We start from the raw sequence: 19,548 nt of genomic DNA, 5'->3' as shown, positions 1-19,548 counted from the left end.
GCACGCCGCTTGCGTCAGGTATCACGCCCCAAGACCGAGGAGCGCTCATCATGAAATGGATCCCCCTGGCCGCGCTTGGCGCCGCCTGTCTGTTCAGTCTCAACGCCCAGGCCGCCGGCGACGCCGCCGCCGGTGAAACCAAGATCGGCGCCTGCGCCGCCTGCCATGGCACTGACGGCAAGGCCACCGGACCGATCTATCCCAACCTGGCGGGTCAGAACGCTCCGTACCTGGAAAGCGCGCTCAAGGCCTACCGCGAGGGTCAGCGCGGTGGTGGCATGTCCGCCATCATGGCGCCCCAGGCGGCGGCCCTGTCGGATCAGGATATCGCCGACATCGCCGCCTACTTCTCGTCGCTGACGCCCTGATCCCACCCTGGTGCGCGAAGCGTCCTCGGGGCGCTTTGCGCCTCGAGGTCATGCCATGACCCAAGCCCCCCGCCATTTTCCCCGCCACTGGTCTTCTCCCCTGCGCCTGCTTGTCGTGCTGTTGGCGATGTGCTTGAGCCTGCCCGCCCTGGCGCTGGAATTCGATCAGTATCCCGGTGACCTTGGCAGCGCCAAGGGTGACCTCGCGCTGTTTCAGCAGGCCTTTCCCGGCACCGACAGGGTCGAGCCGGTGACCGACCTGCCGTGGCCGGTCAATGCGCTCTACCGTGGCGACGAACTGGTCGGCTACGCCTTCGAGAGCGCCGAGGTCGCGCCGATCCCCGCCTACTCGGGCAAGCCGGTCAACCTGCTGATCGCCATCGATCCTTCCGCCAGCCTGCGCCTGGCCAAGGTACTCAATCATTCCGAGCCGATCATGCTGGTCGGTATCCCGTCAGAGCGCCTGGACGACTTCGCCGGCCAGCACCTGGGTACCTCGGTGACGTCGCGCCTGGAGGTGGGAGAGGACGTCGATGCCATCTCCGGCGCCACCGTGACCGTCATCGTGGTCAACGACACCATCATGCGGGCAGGACGCCTGGTCGCCGCCGCCCTGGGGCTGATCGAGGACCCCGCGGCAGCGCCAATCGCCCGCGTGCGCGACGAGATCTACGCGCCCGCCGACTGGCAGGGCCTGCTCGACCAGGGGGCACTGGGCCACCTGACCCTGCGCCAGGGAGAGGTCGATGACGCCTTCGTCGGCACCCCTGCGGAGCACTACCTGAGCGGCCAGCGTCCGCCCCGCGACGCCACCTTCATCGATCTTTACCTGGGCTACCTCAATGCGCCGAGCGTGGGCCGCAATCTGCTCGGCGAGCGCGGCTACGACCAGTTGATGGCGAGCCTCGCCCCCGGCGAACACGCCGTTGCCCTGCTCGCCGATGGCAGCTTTTCCTACAAGGGGTCGGGCTACGTGCGCGGCGGCATCTTCGATCGTATCGAGCTGGTCCAGGGCAACGCCTCGATCAGCTTCCACGACAGCGACCAGCGCCGCCTGCCGCGCCTGGCCATCGACGGAGCCCCCGCACTCAGCGAACGCGACATCTTCGTGATCCACGAGGACGCCCACTTCGACCCGGGCACGCCCTGGCGGCTAAACCTGCTGGTGCGCCGGGCCTCGGGGCCGCTGACCCAGGAGTTCACCCGCTTTCATCTCGACCAGGCGCTGCCCGAGGCCTTTATCGAGCGTCCCGAGCCGGTGGAGCCCGCCCCGCTGTGGCTCGAGATGTGGCAGCAGAGTCGGCTAGAGCTGATCGGGCTTGGCGCTGGACTGGTGACGCTGTCACTGATCCTGGCGTTCCAGGACGCCCTGGCGCGTCGCCCGCGCCTGCTGCGCCCGCTGCGCAAGGCCTTCCTGCTCTACACCCTGGTCTATATCGGCTGGGTGTCGCTGGCCCAGCTCTCGGTGGTCAATGTGCTGGCGCTGATCCATGCCGTCATCCCTGCCGTCGCCAATTCCGCCAGCCATGGCTTCAGCTGGTCGGCCTTCCTGATCGACCCGCTGATGTTCGTGCTGTGGGTCTTCGTGGCGGTCACCCTGGTGCTGTGGGGCCGCAGCATCTTCTGCGGCTGGCTGTGCCCCTTCGGTGCGCTGCAGGACCTGGTCAACCAGCTCGCCCGTCACCTGAAGGTGCCGCAACTGACGCTGCCCTTCGCCGTGCACCGGCGGCTGTGGGTGGTGAAGTATCTGATCCTGTTTGGCCTGGTCGGGGTGTCCTTCTACGACCTGGGACAGGCGGAGCGGCTGGCCGAGGTCGAGCCGTTCAAGACCGCCATCACCCTGCACTTCCTGCGCGACTGGGGCTATGTGCTCTACGCCGTGGCACTGATCGCAAGTTCGGCCTTCATGCACAAGGCCTACTGCCGCTACGTCTGCCCGCTGGGCGCGAGCCTGGCCATCGCCGGTCGCCTGCGCCTTTTCGACTGGCTCAGGCGGCACCGTGGCCAGTGCGGCACCCCCTGCCAGATCTGCGCCAACGACTGCGAGCTGGTAGCCATCCATCCCGACGGTCGCATCGAGGCCTCGGAGTGCCACTACTGCCTGGACTGCCAGATCACTTACGACGACGACCGTCGCTGTCCGCCCCGGGTCAAGCGCAGAAAGCGCCTGGAACGGGATGCGGCGAGGACGCACGGCGACGTGGGTGACGCAGAACCCCGCGGATCAAGCCAGGACGGCGACCCGCGGCGTATACCCTGCCTTGAGGAGAACTGAAGTGAGTGACGATTCCCGCAGTATCCAGAATCTGGCCCGACGCCACTTTCTACGCAACAGTGCGGTGACCGGCGTCGCCGGCGCCGGCCTTGCCAGCGGAGTGGTCGGCGGTGTTGGCACCAGCGCCCTGCTCGGCAGCCGCAGCGCCCGCGCCAGTGAAGGCGATGCCATGGTGGCCCCCGGTGAACTCGACGAATACTACGGCTTCTGGAGCGGCGGCCACTCCGGTGAAGTGAGGGTCCTGGGCATCCCCTCCATGCGCGAGTTGATGCGCATTCCGGTGTTCAACACCGAGAGCGCCACCGGCTGGGGCATCACCAACGAGTCCAAGCACATCCTCGGCGAGTCCGCGCGTTTCCACAACGGCGACGCCCACCACCCCCACGCCTCGCTCACCGACGGTCGTTATGACGGCAAGTACCTGTTCATCAACGACAAGGCCAATACCCGGGTGGCGCGGATCCGCCTCGACATCATGAAGACCGACAAGGTCACCACTATTCCCAACGTCCAGGCCATCCACGGCCTGCGTCTGCAGAAGGTGCCCTACACCAAGTACGTCTTCGCCAACGCCGAGTTCCCGATCCCCCAGGTCAACGACGGTCGCGACCTGGAGAATCCTGCGAACTACTACACCATGTTCAACGCCATCGACGCCGAGACCATGGAGGTGGCCTGGCAGGTGATCGTCGATGGCAACCTGGACAACACCGACGCCGACTACACCGGCCGCTTCGTTGCCTCGACCTGCTACAACTCCGAGAAGGGCATGACCCTGGCCGACAGCATGCGTGCCGAGCGTGACTGGGTGGTGGTGTACGACGTCGAAGCCATCGAGGCCGCCGTCGAGAAGGGCCAGTTCGAGACCCTGGGCGACTCCCCGGTGCCGGTACTGGACGGACGCAAGGGCTCACCGCTGACCCGCTACATTCCGGTGCCCAAGAACCCCCATGGCCTGAATACCTCACCCGACGGCAAGTACTTCATCGCCAACGGCAAGCTGTCGCCGACGGTGTCGATCATCGCCATCGACAAGCTGCCGGCGCTGTTCGCCGACGAGATCGAGCCCCGCGACAGCGTGGTCGCCGAGCCGGAGCTGGGCCTGGGGCCGCTGCACACCACCTTCGACGGTCGCGGCTTCGCCTACACCACCCTGTTCATCGACAGCCAGGTGGCCAAGTGGAACATCGAGGAGGCGATCCGCGCCTACAACGGCGAGGACGTCAACTACATCCACCAGAAGCTCGACGTGCACTATCAGCCAGGCCACAACCACGCCAGCCTGTGCGAGACACGCGATGCCGACGGCAAGTGGCTGGTGGTGCTGTGCAAGTTCTCCAAGGACCGCTTCCTGCCGGTGGGACCGCTGCACCCGGAAAACGATCAGCTGATCGACATCTCCGGCGACACCATGAAGCTGGTGCATGACGGCCCGACCTACGCCGAGCCCCATGACGCCATCATGATGCGCGCCGACCAGCTCAACCCGATCCAGGTGTGGGACCGCCAGGATCCGTTCTTCGCGCCCACCCGCGCCATGGCCGAGGCCGACGGTATCACCCTTGAGAGCGACAACAAGGTCATCCGCGACGGCAACAAGGTGCGCGTCTACATGACCTCGGTCGCACCCCAGTACGGCATCACCGAATTCAAGGTGAAGCAGGGTGACGAGGTCACGGTGGTGATCACCAACCTGGATACCGTCGAAGACCTGACCCACGGCTTCTGCATGGTCAACCATGGCGTGTCCATGGAGATCGGTCCGCAGCAGACGTCCAGCGTCACCTTCACCGCCGAACGCGCCGGGGTGCACTGGTACTACTGCAACTGGTTCTGCCACGCGATGCACATGGAAATGTTCGGTCGCATGCTGGTGGAGAAGGCCTGAGGAGCGGCCGGGCCGGGCGCCGATGGCGCTCGGCCCGGCCCAGGCGACATCACCATGTTTCGAGCTCTCTCCTTTCCTGCAGGTGGCTCGGCATCCGGCCGAGCAACACCGATGGCGCTGGCCCTGACCGCAGGGTTGGCGCTACTGGCGATACTGAGTCCCAGCGAGGTGCTGGGCGCTGAGCTGAAGGTGACCGCGGGCACACCGCTCAAGCGCTGGGTCGAGCAGGCCGAGCCCAACGATATCCTGCGGCTCGCACCGGGCCACTACACGACAGGCCCGGTGATCATCGACAAACCGCTTAGCCTGGTCGCCGACGGTGCCGGTGTGGTGATCGATGGCGGCGGCAGCGGGACCCTGCTGACCTTGCGCTCACCTGGCATTTCCCTGTCCGGGCTGACCCTTCAGCACTGGGGCGCGGACCTGACCGCCATGGATGCGGGCGTTCACGTGGAAAGGACCGCCCATGGCGCCAGCATCGAGCGTTGCCGGCTGTCCGGCCCTGGCTTCGGCATCTGGCTCGATGGCGTCGACGACGCCCGGGTCCTCGACAATCAGATTCGCGGCGATACCCGGGTACGCTCCCAGGATCGCGGCAACGGCGTGCAGCTATTCAATGCGCGTCGGGCGCTGGTCTCCGGCAACGATATCCGCCAGGTGCGCGACGGCGTCTATATCGACACCAGCAGCGACAGCGTGATCGACGGCAATCTGCTCGAAGACCTTCGCTACGGCGTCCACTACATGTACGCCCACGACAATAGCGTGACCAACAACCTGACCCGTCACACCCGCACCGGCTACGCCCTGATGCAGTCCCGTGGGCTGACGGTGAGGGCCAATCGCTCCATCGAGGATCGCAACTACGGCATCCTGATGAACAACATCACCGAAAGCCGGATCATCGACAACGACATCATCGGCGTGCGCCAGGCACGCGACGCCCATGACCGGGGCCTGGTCAGCGGTGGCGATGGCAAGGCCATCTTCGTCTACAACGCCCAGTTCAACGTGATTCGCGGCAACCGCCTCGAGGACAGCGACATCGGGCTTCACCTGACCGCAGGCTCCGAGGACAACCGCATCAGCGGCAACGCCCTCATCCACAATCGCCGCCAGGTGAAGTACGTGGCCACTCGACAGCAGGAATGGTCCGAGCACGGTCGCGGCAACTACTGGAGCGACTACCTGGGCTGGGACCTTGACGAGGACGGCATCGGCGACACCCGCTACCAGCCCAATGACGCCATGGACCAGCTGCTGTGGCGACACCCGGAGGCCAAGGTGCTGATGGCCAGCCCGGCGGTGCTGGCGCTGCGTTGGGTCCAGCGCGCCTTCCCGGTATTTCGCCCCGCCGGCGTCAGCGACAGCGCCCCCCTGATGACGCCTTCGAGACCTCGTTCCGCCACACGGACATCCTATCCATGACCCGCGCCACGACCTGCGCCACGACCTGCGCCATCGTCTTTGACGACGTCAGCCTGGAACACGGCGGCGTGACCCGCCTGTCCCATCTCAGCCTCGAGGTGAACAGGGGCGAGGTGCTCGGCCTGCTCGGCCACAACGGCGCCGGCAAGACCACCAGCATGAAACTGATGCTGGGACTGCTGTCGCCCACCCAGGGAAGTCTCAGCGTGCTTGGGCAACGGCCGGACCGAGCCGGCGACCGTGCCTTTCGCCAGCACCTGGGCTACCTGCCCGAAAATGTCCGCTTCTACCCCAACCTGAGCGGGCGAGAGACCCTCACCTATCTGGCCCGACTCAAGGGTCGGCCCACGACAGAGGTGGACGAGCTGCTGGTGCAGGTGGGGCTGGGTGAGGCCGCCGACCGACGCCTGGCGACCTGGTCCAAGGGCATGCGCCAGCGCCTGGGGCTGGCCCAGGCGTTGCTTGGCGAGCCTCGGCTGCTGCTGCTCGACGAGCCCACCAGCGGGCTCGACCCCGCCGCCACCGAGGCGGTCTACGCCACCATCGGAATGCTGAAGGCGCGTGGCGTGACGGTGGTGCTGTCTTCCCACCTGTTGCCGGGGGTCGAGCCGGTGATCGATCGTGCGCTGATCCTCGGCGAGGGCAAGTGCCTGGCGCTGGGCGACCTGGCGAGCCTGCGCGAACGCTTTGCGCTGCCCTACGTGATCGAGATGCGTGGTGCTCCCCAGGATCTGGCACTAAGGCTGATTCGCGAGGGCATCCCCGCCCGCTCTTCGTTGGCGGACGGTGGTCGACTGCGATTGGAAGTGGCCCCGGAGCACCGCATGAACGCCTTGAGGCTGTGCACTGCCTTTCAGGGGCTCAAGGACCTGGAAATTCGCCCCCCCAGCCTCGAGGCACTGTACCGACGTGTCCAGGACCCCAGCGGCCGCGATCCAGGCAATGGCAGTGAAGGGAGCAGCGAGAGCGACGCTAGCGACCGCTACCAGGTGATCGACGAGTCCGACCACACCACCGTCTCACCATCCGCCGAGGACACGCCCTGATGCGCCTTCTACTGACCATCGCCCACAAGGAATTCCGTGACGGCCTGCGCCACCGCTGGGTGCTCGGAATCGCCGTGCTGCTGGGGGTACTGGCGCTGGGTATCGCCGCCTTCGGTGCCGCCGCCAGTGGTGGTACCGGCTTTACCGGCCTGTCCACCACCCTGATCAGCCTGTCGACGCTATCCATGCTGCTGATCCCGCTGATCGCCCTGATGCTGGCCTACGACGCGATCGTCGGCGAAGACGAGGGCGGCACCCTGCTGCTGCTCGCCACCTACCCCATGTCACGCCGGACCTGGCTGCTCGGCAAGTTCATGGGCCACGCCTGGGTGCTGGGCCTGGCCACCCTGTGCGGCTTTGCGGTCGCTGGCGTGGTCATCGCTTTCGCCACACCTGAAACCGCGCTGGCCGAGGTAGCCGCAGGGCTCACTACACTGATCGTCTCCAGCGTGCTGCTCGGCTGGTCGTTTCTGGCCCTGGCGTACTGGATCAGCGCCCGTGCCGGCAGCAAGCAGGCTGCTGCCAGCCAGGCCCTGATCACCTGGTTCGTGTTCGTGCTGGTACTGGACCTGGCGCTACTCGCCCTGCTGGTAGGCGTGCGCCAGGGAGGGGCTTGGCTGCCCTGGCTGATGCTGGCCAACCCGGCCGAGTGCTTCCGACTGCTGGTGCTCTCGGCGGTCGAGTCTCATCAGGCCTCCGCGATCACCGCCCTGGCCAGCGCCACCCCCAGGTCGCCCTTGCTGCTGGCGCTGCTGCAGGTCGTCTGGGTGCTGCTACCCCTGTGTCTGGCGATCAGGCGATTCGAGCATCGAGCGCTGTAACCCGCACGCCTAGCTCATCGGAAAGCCGACGCTGCCTGCCAGCCATTACTGCGGGTTATTGCTGCTGGCTTTTGCTGCCAGCGGTCCCCCCACTCCGTCCGCCAGGACGCTCGCCTGGAGAACTCCCATGTCCCTTCCTTCTATGCTGCAACGCTTTGCCATCGGTGGCCTGATGCTGTTGTTGATCGGCTGCAACGACGGCACCTCTGACACGACTATCGGCCCCGCCCCCATCGGTGATGACGACATCTGCCATGTATGCGGGATGTTGATCGAGGCCATGCCAGGTCCCAAGGGAGAACTCGCACTCGATGGTGACAGCGAGGTCACCAAGTTCTGCTCGGCGGCGGAAATGCTGGTCTTTCTTCTTCAACCGGAAAACGTCGAACGCCTTGCCCATGCCTGGGTTCATGACATGGCTCGCACCGACTGGGACCACCCCGGAAACGGTGCCTTTATCAGTGCACAGGAGGCCTGGTACGTGTCTGGTCATTCGCGGCCCGGCGGCATGGGACATCCGTTGGCTACCTTTGCCACAAGAAGCGGCGCGGAGGCTTTTCAGCACGAACATGGCGGCATCATCGAGCGCTTTGATGAGCTAGAAATCGACCAGCTAACCCATATGAGCCGAGCAAGCCACCCTTGAATAGGTATAGAAAATCCCGCAAATATGCAGCGACAAAATCCGACCAAAAAAATTGCTAAATTTATGGATTTACCATGCTACGTTCAAGAGACAATAAGATGGATGGAACATCCATGACAAGGAGTTAAACCGCGCATGTTATCTCATTGATATAGGTCATCTGGCGTAGGAATAATCGCACATCGCTACGCTTTAATGCGCCAAGCCTGCGTGAGATTTCTCGTCCCTTGCTAGAGTCGAAAGCATGAGCGAAAGCCTCCCTTCTCTTTACCAAGTCGCCCAAGGGGCGCCGGGGCACGACCAATGCATCTGACAAGATTTACCGACTACTCATTGCGCGTTCTGATGTACCTTGCCGAATCCGGCAGCGAACGCACCACGATCGCCGAGATCGCCTCACGCTTCGAGGTCTCACGCAACCATCTGATGAAGGTGGTTCAGGAGCTCAGTCGCCTTGGCTATGTCTCCGCCGTCCGTGGCAAGCACGGGGGACTGTCGCTCAAGCAGGCGCCGGGCAGCATCCACCTCGGCGCCCTGGTCAGGGATACCGAACATAGCCTCGCCCTGGTGGAGTGCGAAGGGGACGACAGCGCCTGCTACATCGCGCCCATCTGCCGCTTCAAGCAGATCGCCAACGAAGGGTTGACCGCATTTCTGGATGTCCTGGATCGCTACACCCTGGATGACCTGATGACCCCTCAGTGCCGCCAGCGCCTGCACACCCTCAAGCTGATCGAGCTCGAGCCGGAGCCTGAAGCCGAGCCCGCCTGACGCGCCGAGGCAAGACTGGGTAACGCCACGACAGCGTACTCCGAGAATGCTAGCCTCCTGACCTCTGAGTTCTCTCGGTCGTCAGGAGCCAGCATGCCGATTCCGCCATTGTTTTCACCTCGCCGCGCCCGCCTTCTTCGCCTGAGTGTCGCCGCCGCACTGGTCTCCGTACTCGGGCTGACAGGCGTCAGCAGCCAAGCCATGGCGGTGGATTTCGACACCTCGGCCCACCAGACCCACCAGGACTGGCAGACCTTGATCGCGACCCTCGGCGACGAGTCCCATGTGCGAGCGGTCCAAAGGACCAGCTACAGCGACGCCATGCTCAGCGTCAACGCCACGCCAGGGCATTGCCGCACGCCCTGGATCGAGGTCAGAAGCGACCTTGGCCAGCGCCAGGCCGTGAGCGAAGTGGTCAATCGCGTTCCCATCGACCTGCTGGTAGACGAGCAACGTGCCCAGACCGGCACGGCGGTGCTGTCCACCCAACGCGGTGACGACGGCCTCTACGTGCGCGTGAATGGCATCGACATGGACCTGCTGGCCTCGCGTCTCGCCACCGGTGAGCAGCTGCATCTGCGCCTGCGCATGACGCCCGATACCAGCGACTACTGGTTCATGAGCTTTTCACTGAATGGCGCCTTTACGGCATGGCAGCGGATGAAGACCCTGTGCAGGGCTTCCTGATCCGGCAGCAATTCCAGAGGCAATATAAAGGTGCGGGCGTCATGATCCCTGCGAGGGCTAGCGGCGCGCCTGCTTCGGGGGACCTTCTTCGGGGGACCTTCTTCGGGGGACCTTCTTCGGGGATCTGCTTCGGGGACCTGCTTCGGGGACCTGCTTCGGGGACCTTCTTCGGGGGACCTTCTTCGGGGATCTGCTTCGGGGACCTGCTTCGGGGACCTGCTTCGGGGACCTTCCCCGAATACCTGAACCGGGTCCCCTGAGGCCGCTCAGGCGGGCCGCTCCATCGCCTGCAAGGTATCTCCCAGACCATCTTGCCGCTGCCCATCGCGGCTCAACCAGCGCCGCGCGAAGTCATCACCGCTCAAAGGCCGTGACAGCAGATACCCCTGCCCAAGATCGCAACCCAGGGCACGCAGTGCCTCGAACTGCGCCGGCGTCTCGATGCCCTCCGCCACCACCGTCAGTCCCAGACGATCGGCCATGGCGATGATGGTGGCGACGATGGCGTGATCGTTGCTGTCGGTCAGCATGTCGCTGACGAAGGACATATCGATCTTGACCGCCTGTACGGAAAAGCGCTTGAGGTAGGCCAGCGAGGAATAGCCGGTCCCGAAATCGTCGATGGCCAGGGCGAATCCCTGCTGGCGCAGGGTGTCGGTGATGCGTATCGCCTGCTCGGGATCCTTCATGAAGCCGCTTTCGGTGATTTCCAGCCCCAGCAGCGAGGGGGAGACGCCAGCCCGGGCGGCGATCTCGCAAAGCTTGATTGCCAGCTCGGGGTCCTCGAACTGGGCCGCCGCCAGATTGACGTAGAGTCGCTCGGGAAGCCGGTCCAGCGATGCCTGCTGCCACTGCTTTAGCTGTCGGCAGGTCTGCTCCATGACCCAACTGCCGAGGGCCTCGATCATCCCCTGTTCCTCGGCCACGGCGACGAATTCCATCGGGCTTATCCATCCCAGTTCGGCGTCGTGCCAGCGACACAGTACCTCGGCGCCGATCAGGTCCCCGCTCTTGAGGTCGACGCAAGGTTGAAAGCGGAGCTCGAGACGTTTCGTGTCCAGCGCCTCACCCAGTCGAGAAGCAAGCACCAGTCGGCGCCGCAGATCACGTCCCATCTCAGGTGCGTAGAAGCGATAGCCGCTACGGCTTTCCTTGGCATGGTACATGGCGATGTCGGTGTGCTTGAGCAGTTCCCGGGAACTATCGCCATCGTCGGGGAAGAAGGCGACGCCGATGCTGACGTCGACGTTGAATCGATGCCCCTCATGCACCACTGGATCATTCAAGGCGCTGAGCAGACGCCCCACGACCTGGGCGGCTCCGATCTCGTCGGTCTGCTCCACCATGACGACGAACTCATCGCCCCCCATCCGCGCCAGGCTTTCCAGCCTGCCAAGGCAACCGCTGAAGCGAGCGGCCACCTCCTTGAGCACTTGATCACCGACGTCGTGGCCCTGACCGTCGTTGATCTCCTTGAAGCGGTTGAGGTCGAGGAACATCAGTGCCACCCGATATTGCTCGGTGCGAGCCCGGACAATGGCCGCCTGCAGACGCTCCATGAAGTGGACCCGGTTGGGTAGACCGGTCCCGGGATCGAAGAAGGCCAGATGCCGTATATGGGCGTCGCTGCGGCGCCGTTCGAGCTCCGCCGAGGCGCCTGCGGCAAAGATCCGCAACAGATGACAGATGGGTTCAGGATCATGCAGCGGCTGGCGATACAGCGCAAACAGGATACCGACGGCGTCGCCGTTGGCGTCTTCCAGGCGTCGGCCGACGTAGGCTTCCACAGCGAAGCCGACCATCTCCTCGGCGCGGGGATAGCGTTGGCTCATGCCTCGAGCAATCACATGCTCGCTGTCGCGAAAGGACCTCTCGCAGGGCAGCCCTTCGAAACTGTAGTGAAAGGGCTCCACCGGCTGGCCCGATACCAGGCCGGCGATCAGCGTCGCCTGCAACGGGACGCTTTCCTCGACGCGTGACACGAACACGGCGTCCGCGCCGAGGGCGTCGGTCAGACGTCGCACCAGCAGGGTAAAGAAGGCGTCGTCGCTGCGCGCCGTCACCAGTTCGGCCATGTCCAGCACCGCCTGCTGGGTGTTCTGCTGGTGCTGGTGGGCACGCATGGCCTGCAAGCCAAACGACAGGTTGTCCGCAAGCTCCCTCAGCAGCGCCAGTTCGTCGGCGCCAGCGTGGTAGGGCTGATCCATCAACAGCACCAGCACGCCCCGTCGCTCGCTTCCCAGACTCAGCGGTAAGGCCACCTCCGCCACGACCCCGAATCGCTCGGCCCAGGGCGGAGGCGCTACCGTACCTGTCGTATAGTCGGCTACCCGTTGCTCCTTGCCTTCATGCACCGCTTGCCCGCTGGGACCCAGGCCCTCAGGCGTGGTCACATCCCAGCTGAAACGCGCGTGACGCAACAAATCATCGGCGCCACCGGCGCTGACCAGCGGCAGGATGCTGCGCTCGGGGTCGTCCTGGGCCAGCCCCGCCCAGGCGTAGCGGTAGCCGCCCTGCTCCACCGCCAGCCGACAGGCCTCCTGGAAGATTGCCATCTCGTCGGAGAGCCGAATCACCGCACGGTTGACCAGTCGCAGCAGGGTCAAGGCGCGGTGGGCGCGCTTGAGCTGTCGGTTGGTCGTGTCCAGTTGGGTGGCGGTCTTCTCCAGCGCCTGCTCGGTGCGCCGATTGGACAGTTCGGCCCCGCAGCGCGCCGCGGCAATTCTCAGCACCTCCTCGACCAGGCGACGCTGGTGCAGTCGATGGCGGTGCAAGGCAACCAGAACACCATGCAACTCACCTTCGGGCCCTCGCATCGCCACACCGGCATAGGCTTCTGCACCAAAATCTCGCAGCAGGACGTCGTCCGGAAAGGCACTGCAGACGTTCTCCGGATAGATGCAGGCTCCGCCGTCCAGGGCATCGCGACAGGGGGTGCCGGCAGTCTCGTACTCGACGTCTGGCTGATGCTTGCCATCTGCCATCAGCACCATGGACCGCAGGCGTGAGCCGTCCGCGACAGGGGTCGCTATCATCATGGCGTCAGCGTTGAGGATTACCGCCAGCCGATCGACCAGATGCATGAAGAAGTCATCACCGATATCCCGCGACAGGCTGTCGGCTAGGCTTTGAAAGGCTCTGCGGGCATCCATCTTCATAGGCCGGGCGACGATCCACTGAACAAGGTAATCAATGGTATCGAGGATAGCTTAACTTCGGGGCACCCCGCCGCCTCGCCCTGGCATTCTGTGCCGTTTCCCCCAGGACCAGACACCATCCGGCACCAGAAAACGGCGACAACTCCAAGACAACTGTCCCAGAAAACAGAACGTTAGTACTAAGTCGCAAGCATCAACGGTTCATGCCGGTAATCGCACAGATTCGTACATCCTTCCGTCGTACGAGCCTAGGCGCTGTCCGAAAAGTCGACGAGCGAAGGTTAGACGAGGCAAAAATCGGTGAGAAAGCGCAGTTTACGGGGTGTAAATGAGCATTTTGACCGGGCTGGCGCACCAGCCGATTTTTAACGCCGTATTACCGAGCGCAGGCACTTTTCAGACAAGCCCTAAAGCACCCGGCTTCTCAACCATCCGGTCAACACCTCTCCCAGCAACACCAGAATGACGATGCCACAGAGAATGGTGGCCACCGTCGGCCAGGCAAAGGTGTCGATGGCCCCCTGGAGGATAACGCCGATACCGCCGGCCCCGACCAGCCCCAGCACGGTGGACTCGCGAATATTGATGTCCCAGCGCAGGATGATCACGGCAAAGAAGGCCGGAACGACCTGAGGCACCACCGCGTAGAGGATGACCTTGGGCCGACTGGCGCCCACCGCTTCCATCGCTTCGACCGGCCGTCGGTCGATTTCCTCGATGGCCTCGCCCATCAGCTTGCCGACGAAACCGATGGAGCGACACATGATCGCGAGGATGCCCGCCAGCACGCCGGGGCCGAAGATCGCCACGAACAGCAGCGCCCAGATGATGGTATTGACCGAACGACTGGCCACCAGCACGAAACGGGCAAACCACAGGCAGGCACGATTGGGCGTGGTGTTCTGGGCCGCCAGGTAGGCGACGGGCAGGGCCACAAAGATCGTCGAGAACGTGGCCAGGGTGGCGATATGGACGGTCTCGACCAATGCCTCGACGATCTCGCCGAGGCGCCGCGGGTCGGGTGGCCACATGCGGTCGGCCAGGCTGTAGATCTGGGCAGGCGCATCCCACACCCAGGGCCAGAAGATATCGACATCCCTGGCCGCCCAGCTCAACACCGCCACGACCAGCAACAGCAGCACGAAGCGCGTCCAGCGCTCCCGTCGGCTGTAGCGCTGCCATACCCGTTGTTCTGTCGGCGTCGCTACCATAGTCGTCTCCTGACCCAGCCACTGATGCCCTCACTGACCAGAATCACCGCGATGATCACCAGCAGGATGGCGAAGGCAAAGTCATAGTCGTAGCGCCCGAAGGCGTTCATCAGGGTGCCACCGATACCACCGGCGCCGACGATACCGACCACCGCCGAGGCGCGCAGATTGCTGTCCAGCTGATACATGGAAAGCCCCAGCTGGCGTGGCAGGATCTGGGGGAAGACGGCGTACAGCAACGTGGACATGAACCCTGCACCGACCGACCTCATGGCCTCCACCTGCCCCCAGTCGATCTCCTCGATCTCTTCGGCCAGCAGTTTTCCGACAAAGCCGATGGAATAAAGCGTCAGGGTCAGGATCCCGGCCAGGGGTCCGAACCCCACCGCCTTGACGAACAGAATCGCCACGATGACCGGGTGAAAACTGCGCGACACGATGATCACCGCTCGCCCCACCAGATAGACCGGACGCGGGGCGATATTGCGCGCCGCCATCACCGCAAAGGGGATCGACAGTGCCACCCCCAGCAGAGTCGCCAGCAGGGCAATCTGGAAGCTTTCCTTGAAGCCGGTCAGCAGCAGTTCGAAGCGCTCGAAGCTGGGCGGAAAGCCGCCGCCGAAGATGCGCGCGGCCCGCGGCAGCCCATCGCTGATCCGCTCCCAGTCGAACGGCAGGGTGGCCAGAGCCCAGCCCAGGTAACCCAACACGCCCAGCGCCAGCAGCAGGCGCACCACAGGACTGGCGATAAAGGGCGGCTTGCGCCAGGTCCGAGCCTTGTCGTTGACCATCAGCGTTCCCCTTCCGCGACGGTCGATGCGGAGGTCTCGTCCGGGGCCTCGATGCCACCGTAGATCTCCTCCAGCGCTGCGGCATCAAAGCGCTCCGGCGTGCCATCGAAGATCATGCGACCGTGGCGCAAGCCGACGATACGCTCGGTGTAGGCCCTGGCCTGGGCCACATTGTGAATGTTGATCAGCACCGGCAATGACAGCTCGCTGGCCAGGGCTCTCATCAGCTTCATGATCTGCTCGCTGGTGACGGGGTCCAGCGAGGCGGTCGGCTCGTCGGCCAGCAGAATGTCCGGCTCCTGCATCAAGGCTCGGACGACCCCGACGCGCTGGCGTTCGCCGCCGGACAGTTCGTCCGCGCGCTTGTTGGCGTACTGGGCGATGCCCACTCGCTCCATCAGGTGGAAGGCGCGTTCGATATCCTCCGGCGGGAAGCGCCGCCGCCATGCCTGAAAGAAGCCGACGTAGCCAAGCCGACCGGCCAGCACGTTCTCCATCACCGTCAATCGGTCGATCAGGTTGAAGCCCTGGAAGACCATGCCGATGCGCCGCCTGGCCTGGCGCAGTGGTGCGCCCTTGAGGCTGGACAACTCCTGGCCATTGAGCCTGATCGACCCCGAGGTGGGTTCGATCAGCCGATTGATGCAGCGGAGCAAGGTGCTCTTGCCCGCCCCGGACGCCCCCACGATGGACACCACGGAGTTGCCTTCCACGCGCAGATCCAGCCCCTTGAGCACGGGGTCATCGTGGCCATAGCGCTTGACCAGCTGGCTAATCTCGAGCATTGCACATCCTCGTTCCCCGGGAAGGCCGAGCGCCGTGCGCCGGCCCTCCTGTCCCTGGGATACCCTGTCGTCACTCCAGATTGTCGGCGGTGTAGCTGACGCCGTTCGAGGCCTGGATGGTGCGAATGACCTCCCACTGGTCCTGGTAGGTGATCGGGATGAACTTCTCGACGCCTTCGAATTCCTCACCCAGCGCGGTACCGGCGAAATCGAAGCTGAAGAAGGCTTCCTCGATGCGCTCGACCAGATCCGGCGCCAGGTCATGGGCGTAGGTATAGGAGGTGGTGGGGAAGGGCTGGGACTCGAAGATCATGCGCACGCTGTCTTCGTCATACAGCCCCCGTGCGGCCATGCGCTCCACCACCTCGGACGCCACCGGTGCAGCGTCGTAGTCACCCGCTACCACTCCCAGCATCGACTGGTCGTGACTGCCGGAATACACCACCTCGTAGTCCTCGTCCGGCACCACGCCTTCCTCGGGGAACAGCGCACGCGGCGCCTGATTGCCCGAGTTCGAGGTGGGTGAGGTGTGGGCGACCCGCTTGCCGGCCAGGTCGGACAGCGACTGGATATCCGAATCGGCCTGGGTGTAGACCTGCAGGGTATAGCCGAAGCGTCCGTCGTCGGAGCCCATCAAGGCAAAGGGAACGGCGCCGGCCAGGTTGACGGCGAAGGGCGTGGGGCCGGTGGAAAAACCTGCAATATGCAAACGCCCGCTGCGCATGGCCTCGACCTGGGCCGAGTTCGACTGGACCGCGAAGAAACGAACGTCCTTGCCCGTCACCTCCCGGAGGTGATCGATGAAGGGCTCCCAGATATCGGCATAGATGGCGGGGTCTTCCACCGGGGTGTAGGCGAAGATGAGGGTGTCGGGGTCGACCAGTTCGTCCTGATTGGCGGGCGGGTCGGCCACCAGATCGCCATTGCGGTCGCAGTAGAGCGCATCCAGATCACCTCGGGGGCAATCCTCCGCGACAGCGACGGATGCAACAGCGCCGAAAGTGAGCAGGAGACCTGCGTTGAGGACCTGACGTCCCCGGCTTGAGCGTTGTGTCATGGCGTGGCTCACCTATGCTGAGTCTTGTTATAGGGTGGGAATCGACCCCGGCCTCTCGCGCCGACATCGCGGGTCCCGGCGGCAGCGGACAGCCTGGCGGTCGACGACTGGCGACTTGGGGAAGGCTCTGTCAGATGGGCTGAAGGCTTCACTCGTTACGCTGAAGGCTCTGCCACATGGGCTGAAGACTTCCCGCGTTACGCTGAAGGCTCTATCACATGGGCTGAAGGCTCTGCCAAGTGCGAAGACGAGCGCCAGCGACGCAGCGATGTTCGAAAACAAACATCGTTGAGTTCAATCTAGGAGGTGACACTTTTATGTCAAACGTTGAGGCCAACGACTTTCCACGCTGCCGCAATCACTACCTGCTGATGCGCCACGGCCATAGCCAGGCCAATGCCATGGGCCTGATCGTTTCCTCCCCCGAGCAGGGACTCGAGGGCTACGGTCTTTCGCCCAAGGGGCAGGAACAGCTGCACGAACGGCTGACCGGCTGGCACCTGGCCGCGCCTGACCAGGTCTTCCATTCGGACTTTCTGCGCACCACCGAAACCGCAGCACTGGTCGGGCAACACTTCAACGTCACCCCACACCCTGAACCGCGCCTGCGAGAGCGCTTCTTCGGTGACTACGACCAGGGGCCGGACCCGGCCTACGCGGACGTCTGGGCAATGGATAGCGAGAATGCCGAACACCGCACCCACGGCGTCGAAAGCGTCGGCGACGTCTCCCGCCGACTCATCGACCTGATCATCTCGCTGGAACAGCGCTTCGATGATGCCACCATCCTGCTGGTCGGCCATGGTGACCCCCTGCAGATCCTGCTGACCGCAGCCAGCGGAAGTCCATTGAGCGAGCATCGAAGCCAACCACCGCTGGCACCGGCAGATGTCCGGCCGCTGATCTTCGCTCGCTGATCACCGCTCGCAGCCCCTCTCTTGCAGCCGCCCCTGTCAGGGCTGTGAACAACTCGGTGGAAAAGTTCTCCACCCGCTGTGGATAGGCTCTTGACAAGCCGCCGCTCCCCCCATGAACCGTGGCGCTGTGCCGCTACATGCCACCTGTAATGACTGTGGGCAAGTTTTCCATTTCCCCGGCTCGACGCTGCGAAGTTCGTCAGCCGGACTCGGCGGGGCACGTGCTATGTTCCTCGTAACCTCTGAAAGACCCATTCAACTAATGCTTGGCAAATGATCTTGAGCGGTGCTTGAGAACGATCATTCCCCATGCTCCTCATTGCCACAGGAGCCCACCCGTCCGCATGATGGCATCTTCATTTCTTTTCCTGAGTCGACGCCCGGCGTCTCTTGTGCATGGGGGCGAGGTCTGAACATGGGCCCGTTCAAGGCGCGTCAGTTTCTGCTGCTTCAGGGGCCATGCTCTCCCTTCTTCACGCAACTGGCTCGCACCCTTGCTGACCAGGGACACGGTGTTCATGTGCTCGACCTGTGTGGTGGAGACCTGCTCTATCGTTGGCGCCTCGGGGGCCAACGCTACCGTGGCGACGCCGCAGGCTTTGGCGAGCTGATCGATGATTTTCTCGGTCAACGGGGAATCTCCGACCTGGTGGTCTTCGGCGACCAGCGCCCTCTGCATCGGCTCGCTGTTCAGGCCGCAGAGCGTCAACGGCTGCGGGTCCATGTATTCGAGGAAGGCTACCTGCGTCCCCACTGGATCACCCTGGAGCCCCAAGGTGTCAACGGATGTTCCCGTTTTCCCAGGGACCCGGCCTGGGTCTTCGAGGCCGCCCATTGTCTTGGGCCGGCAGAGCCTCCCGTTCCTTGCATCAGTCCCTTCTTGACCCGTGCCACCCACGACGTGATCTACCATCTGGCAGGCGTCCTTAACCCTCTGCTGTTCCCGGGCTATCGCGGCCACGCCCCGGTCAGCGCTCCCCGGGAGTACGCCGCCTATGCGCAGCAACTGACGCGCAAACGCCTGCTGGCTGGCCTTGAAGCTAACCGCATCATGGCATTTCTTTCGGCGCCAGCGCCCTACTTCGTGTTGTTGCTGCAACTGGACAGCGACGCCCAGATCCGCTGCCACTCGCCCTTTCCCGACATGGCCCGGGTACTCGAAGAAACCATGACGTCCTTTGCTCGCGACGCGCCGGCCCGGACACGTCTGTTGATCAAGAACCACCCTCTCGACCCCGGCCTCAGCGCACACCATCGTCGCGCTCGCCGACTGGCACGAGAGTTGGGTATCGACCGGCGGGTACTGTTCATCGAGGGCGGTGACCTCAATCACCTCCTGCCGGGCGCCACTGGCGCCATCACCGTCAACAGTACTTCCGGTTTCGTGGCCCTGGAGCACGGCTGTCCGTTGCTGACCCTGGGCGAAGCCATTTACACCATGCCCGGACTGGCGACAGGCCGGCAACGGGTCCCCGCGGGCTTCTGGCACGATCCACCGGCACCGAACGCCGCCCTGTATCAGGCGCTCAGGACCACCCTGCTGCGAACCGTTCAGCTCAACGGCAGCTTCTACTGCCGCCTCGGTATTCGTCTCGGTGTGCACCACAGCGCCAGGCGACTCGTCGCCGAACGCTCTCCCCTGGAGGAGTTACTGTCATGCCTGCCCGCCGCCGCCTGACCCTTGTTTTCCCCGTGCCAG

The 19,548-nt window shown here is 64.2% G+C and carries 16 protein-coding genes; 11 read left to right on the top strand and 5 right to left on the bottom strand.

From position 1 onward, the window contains the following. Positions 1 to 50: 50 nt before the first annotated feature. The 9 genes from NFH97_RS09880 to NFH97_RS09840 all read left to right on the top strand — a co-directional run bounded on the left by NFH97_RS09880 (position 51) and on the right by NFH97_RS09840 (position 9,930). On the top strand, positions 51 to 368 hold the full coding sequence (locus NFH97_RS09880; protein WP_045993538.1) for a c-type cytochrome: 318 nt from the start codon (positions 51 to 53) through the stop codon (positions 366 to 368). Between the two features lie 55 nt (positions 369 to 423). Further along, on the top strand, positions 424 to 2,643 hold the full coding sequence (locus NFH97_RS09875) for a 4Fe-4S binding protein (RefSeq protein ID WP_349624764.1): 2,220 nt from the start codon (positions 424 to 426) through the stop codon (positions 2,641 to 2,643). Between the two features lies 1 nt (position 2,644). Continuing rightward, a complete protein-coding gene (nosZ, locus tag NFH97_RS09870; RefSeq protein WP_253554425.1) occupies positions 2,645 to 4,531 on the top strand; it encodes a TAT-dependent nitrous-oxide reductase in 1,887 nt (628 codons plus the stop codon). A 54-nt stretch (positions 4,532 to 4,585) separates the two neighbouring features. After that, complete coding sequence (locus tag NFH97_RS09865; RefSeq protein WP_249743040.1) at positions 4,586 to 5,959, top strand: nitrous oxide reductase family maturation protein NosD; 1,374 nt, start codon at positions 4,586 to 4,588, stop codon at positions 5,957 to 5,959. Then, the gene (locus tag NFH97_RS09860; RefSeq protein WP_349624763.1) at positions 5,956 to 7,005 is read left to right on the top strand and encodes an ABC transporter ATP-binding protein; all 1,050 of its coding nucleotides are present in this window, start codon (positions 5,956 to 5,958) and stop codon (positions 7,003 to 7,005) included. The genes NFH97_RS09865 and NFH97_RS09860 overlap by 4 nt, the downstream gene beginning before the upstream one ends. Continuing rightward, entirely contained in the window at positions 7,005 to 7,826 is an 822-nt protein-coding gene (locus NFH97_RS09855) for an ABC transporter permease (protein WP_349624762.1), read from the top strand. Before NFH97_RS09860 ends, NFH97_RS09855 begins: the two co-directional genes overlap by 1 nt. Positions 7,827 to 7,953: 127 nt before the next feature. After that, positions 7,954 to 8,472: a nitrous oxide reductase accessory protein NosL gene (locus NFH97_RS09850; protein WP_349624761.1), complete on the top strand. Its 519-nt coding sequence runs from the start codon at positions 7,954 to 7,956 to the stop codon at positions 8,470 to 8,472. Between the two features lie 303 nt (positions 8,473 to 8,775). Next, positions 8,776 to 9,243, top strand: a complete 468-nt coding sequence (locus NFH97_RS09845; protein WP_222568697.1) for an Rrf2 family transcriptional regulator — start codon at positions 8,776 to 8,778, stop codon at positions 9,241 to 9,243. A 93-nt stretch (positions 9,244 to 9,336) separates the two neighbouring features. After that, on the top strand, positions 9,337 to 9,930 hold the full coding sequence (locus tag NFH97_RS09840) for a hypothetical protein (protein ID WP_124804642.1): 594 nt from the start codon (positions 9,337 to 9,339) through the stop codon (positions 9,928 to 9,930). 266 nt (positions 9,931 to 10,196) lie between these two features. Here the strand turns inward: NFH97_RS09840 and NFH97_RS09835 are convergent, their stop codons facing one another. The 5 genes from NFH97_RS09835 to phnD all read right to left on the bottom strand — a co-directional run bounded on the left by NFH97_RS09835 (position 10,197) and on the right by phnD (position 16,932). Next, complete coding sequence (locus tag NFH97_RS09835; RefSeq protein ID WP_222516345.1) at positions 10,197 to 13,082, bottom strand: bifunctional diguanylate cyclase/phosphodiesterase; 2,886 nt, start codon at positions 13,080 to 13,082, stop codon at positions 10,197 to 10,199. Between the two features lie 413 nt (positions 13,083 to 13,495). Then, positions 13,496 to 14,299, bottom strand: coding sequence for a phosphonate ABC transporter, permease protein PhnE (phnE, locus tag NFH97_RS09830; RefSeq protein ID WP_045994838.1), 804 nt, complete (start codon positions 14,297 to 14,299; stop codon positions 13,496 to 13,498). Then, complete coding sequence (gene phnE / locus NFH97_RS09825; RefSeq protein ID WP_045994839.1) at positions 14,293 to 15,090, bottom strand: phosphonate ABC transporter, permease protein PhnE; 798 nt, start codon at positions 15,088 to 15,090, stop codon at positions 14,293 to 14,295. Before phnE (NFH97_RS09825) ends, phnE (NFH97_RS09830) begins: the two co-directional genes overlap by 7 nt. Continuing rightward, positions 15,090 to 15,875, bottom strand: coding sequence for a phosphonate ABC transporter ATP-binding protein (phnC, locus tag NFH97_RS09820; RefSeq protein ID WP_045994840.1), 786 nt, complete (start codon positions 15,873 to 15,875; stop codon positions 15,090 to 15,092). Before phnC ends, phnE (NFH97_RS09825) begins: the two co-directional genes overlap by 1 nt. 70 nt (positions 15,876 to 15,945) lie before the next feature. Beyond that, complete coding sequence (phnD, locus tag NFH97_RS09815; RefSeq protein ID WP_083970649.1) at positions 15,946 to 16,932, bottom strand: phosphate/phosphite/phosphonate ABC transporter substrate-binding protein; 987 nt, start codon at positions 16,930 to 16,932, stop codon at positions 15,946 to 15,948. Between the two features lie 317 nt (positions 16,933 to 17,249). Here phnD and NFH97_RS09810 point away from each other — a divergent pair, with 317 nt between their 5' ends. After that, positions 17,250 to 17,849 carry a histidine phosphatase family protein gene (locus NFH97_RS09810; RefSeq protein WP_231498578.1) on the top strand — a complete coding sequence of 200 codons (600 nt, stop codon included), beginning with the start codon at positions 17,250 to 17,252 and terminating at the stop codon, positions 17,847 to 17,849. Between the two features lie 415 nt (positions 17,850 to 18,264). After that, positions 18,265 to 19,527, top strand: coding sequence for a capsule polysaccharide biogenesis protein (locus tag NFH97_RS09805; protein WP_222516344.1), 1,263 nt, complete (start codon positions 18,265 to 18,267; stop codon positions 19,525 to 19,527). Positions 19,528 to 19,548 lie beyond the last annotated feature (21 nt).

Origin of the sequence: Halomonas sp. SCS19, assembly GCF_040147015.1 — a bacterium.
Lineage (GTDB): Bacteria > Pseudomonadota > Gammaproteobacteria > Pseudomonadales > Halomonadaceae > Halomonas > Halomonas litopenaei.
The sequence above is the reverse complement of the archived record's forward strand: the minus strand, read 5'-3'. Positions and strand labels throughout refer to the sequence as shown.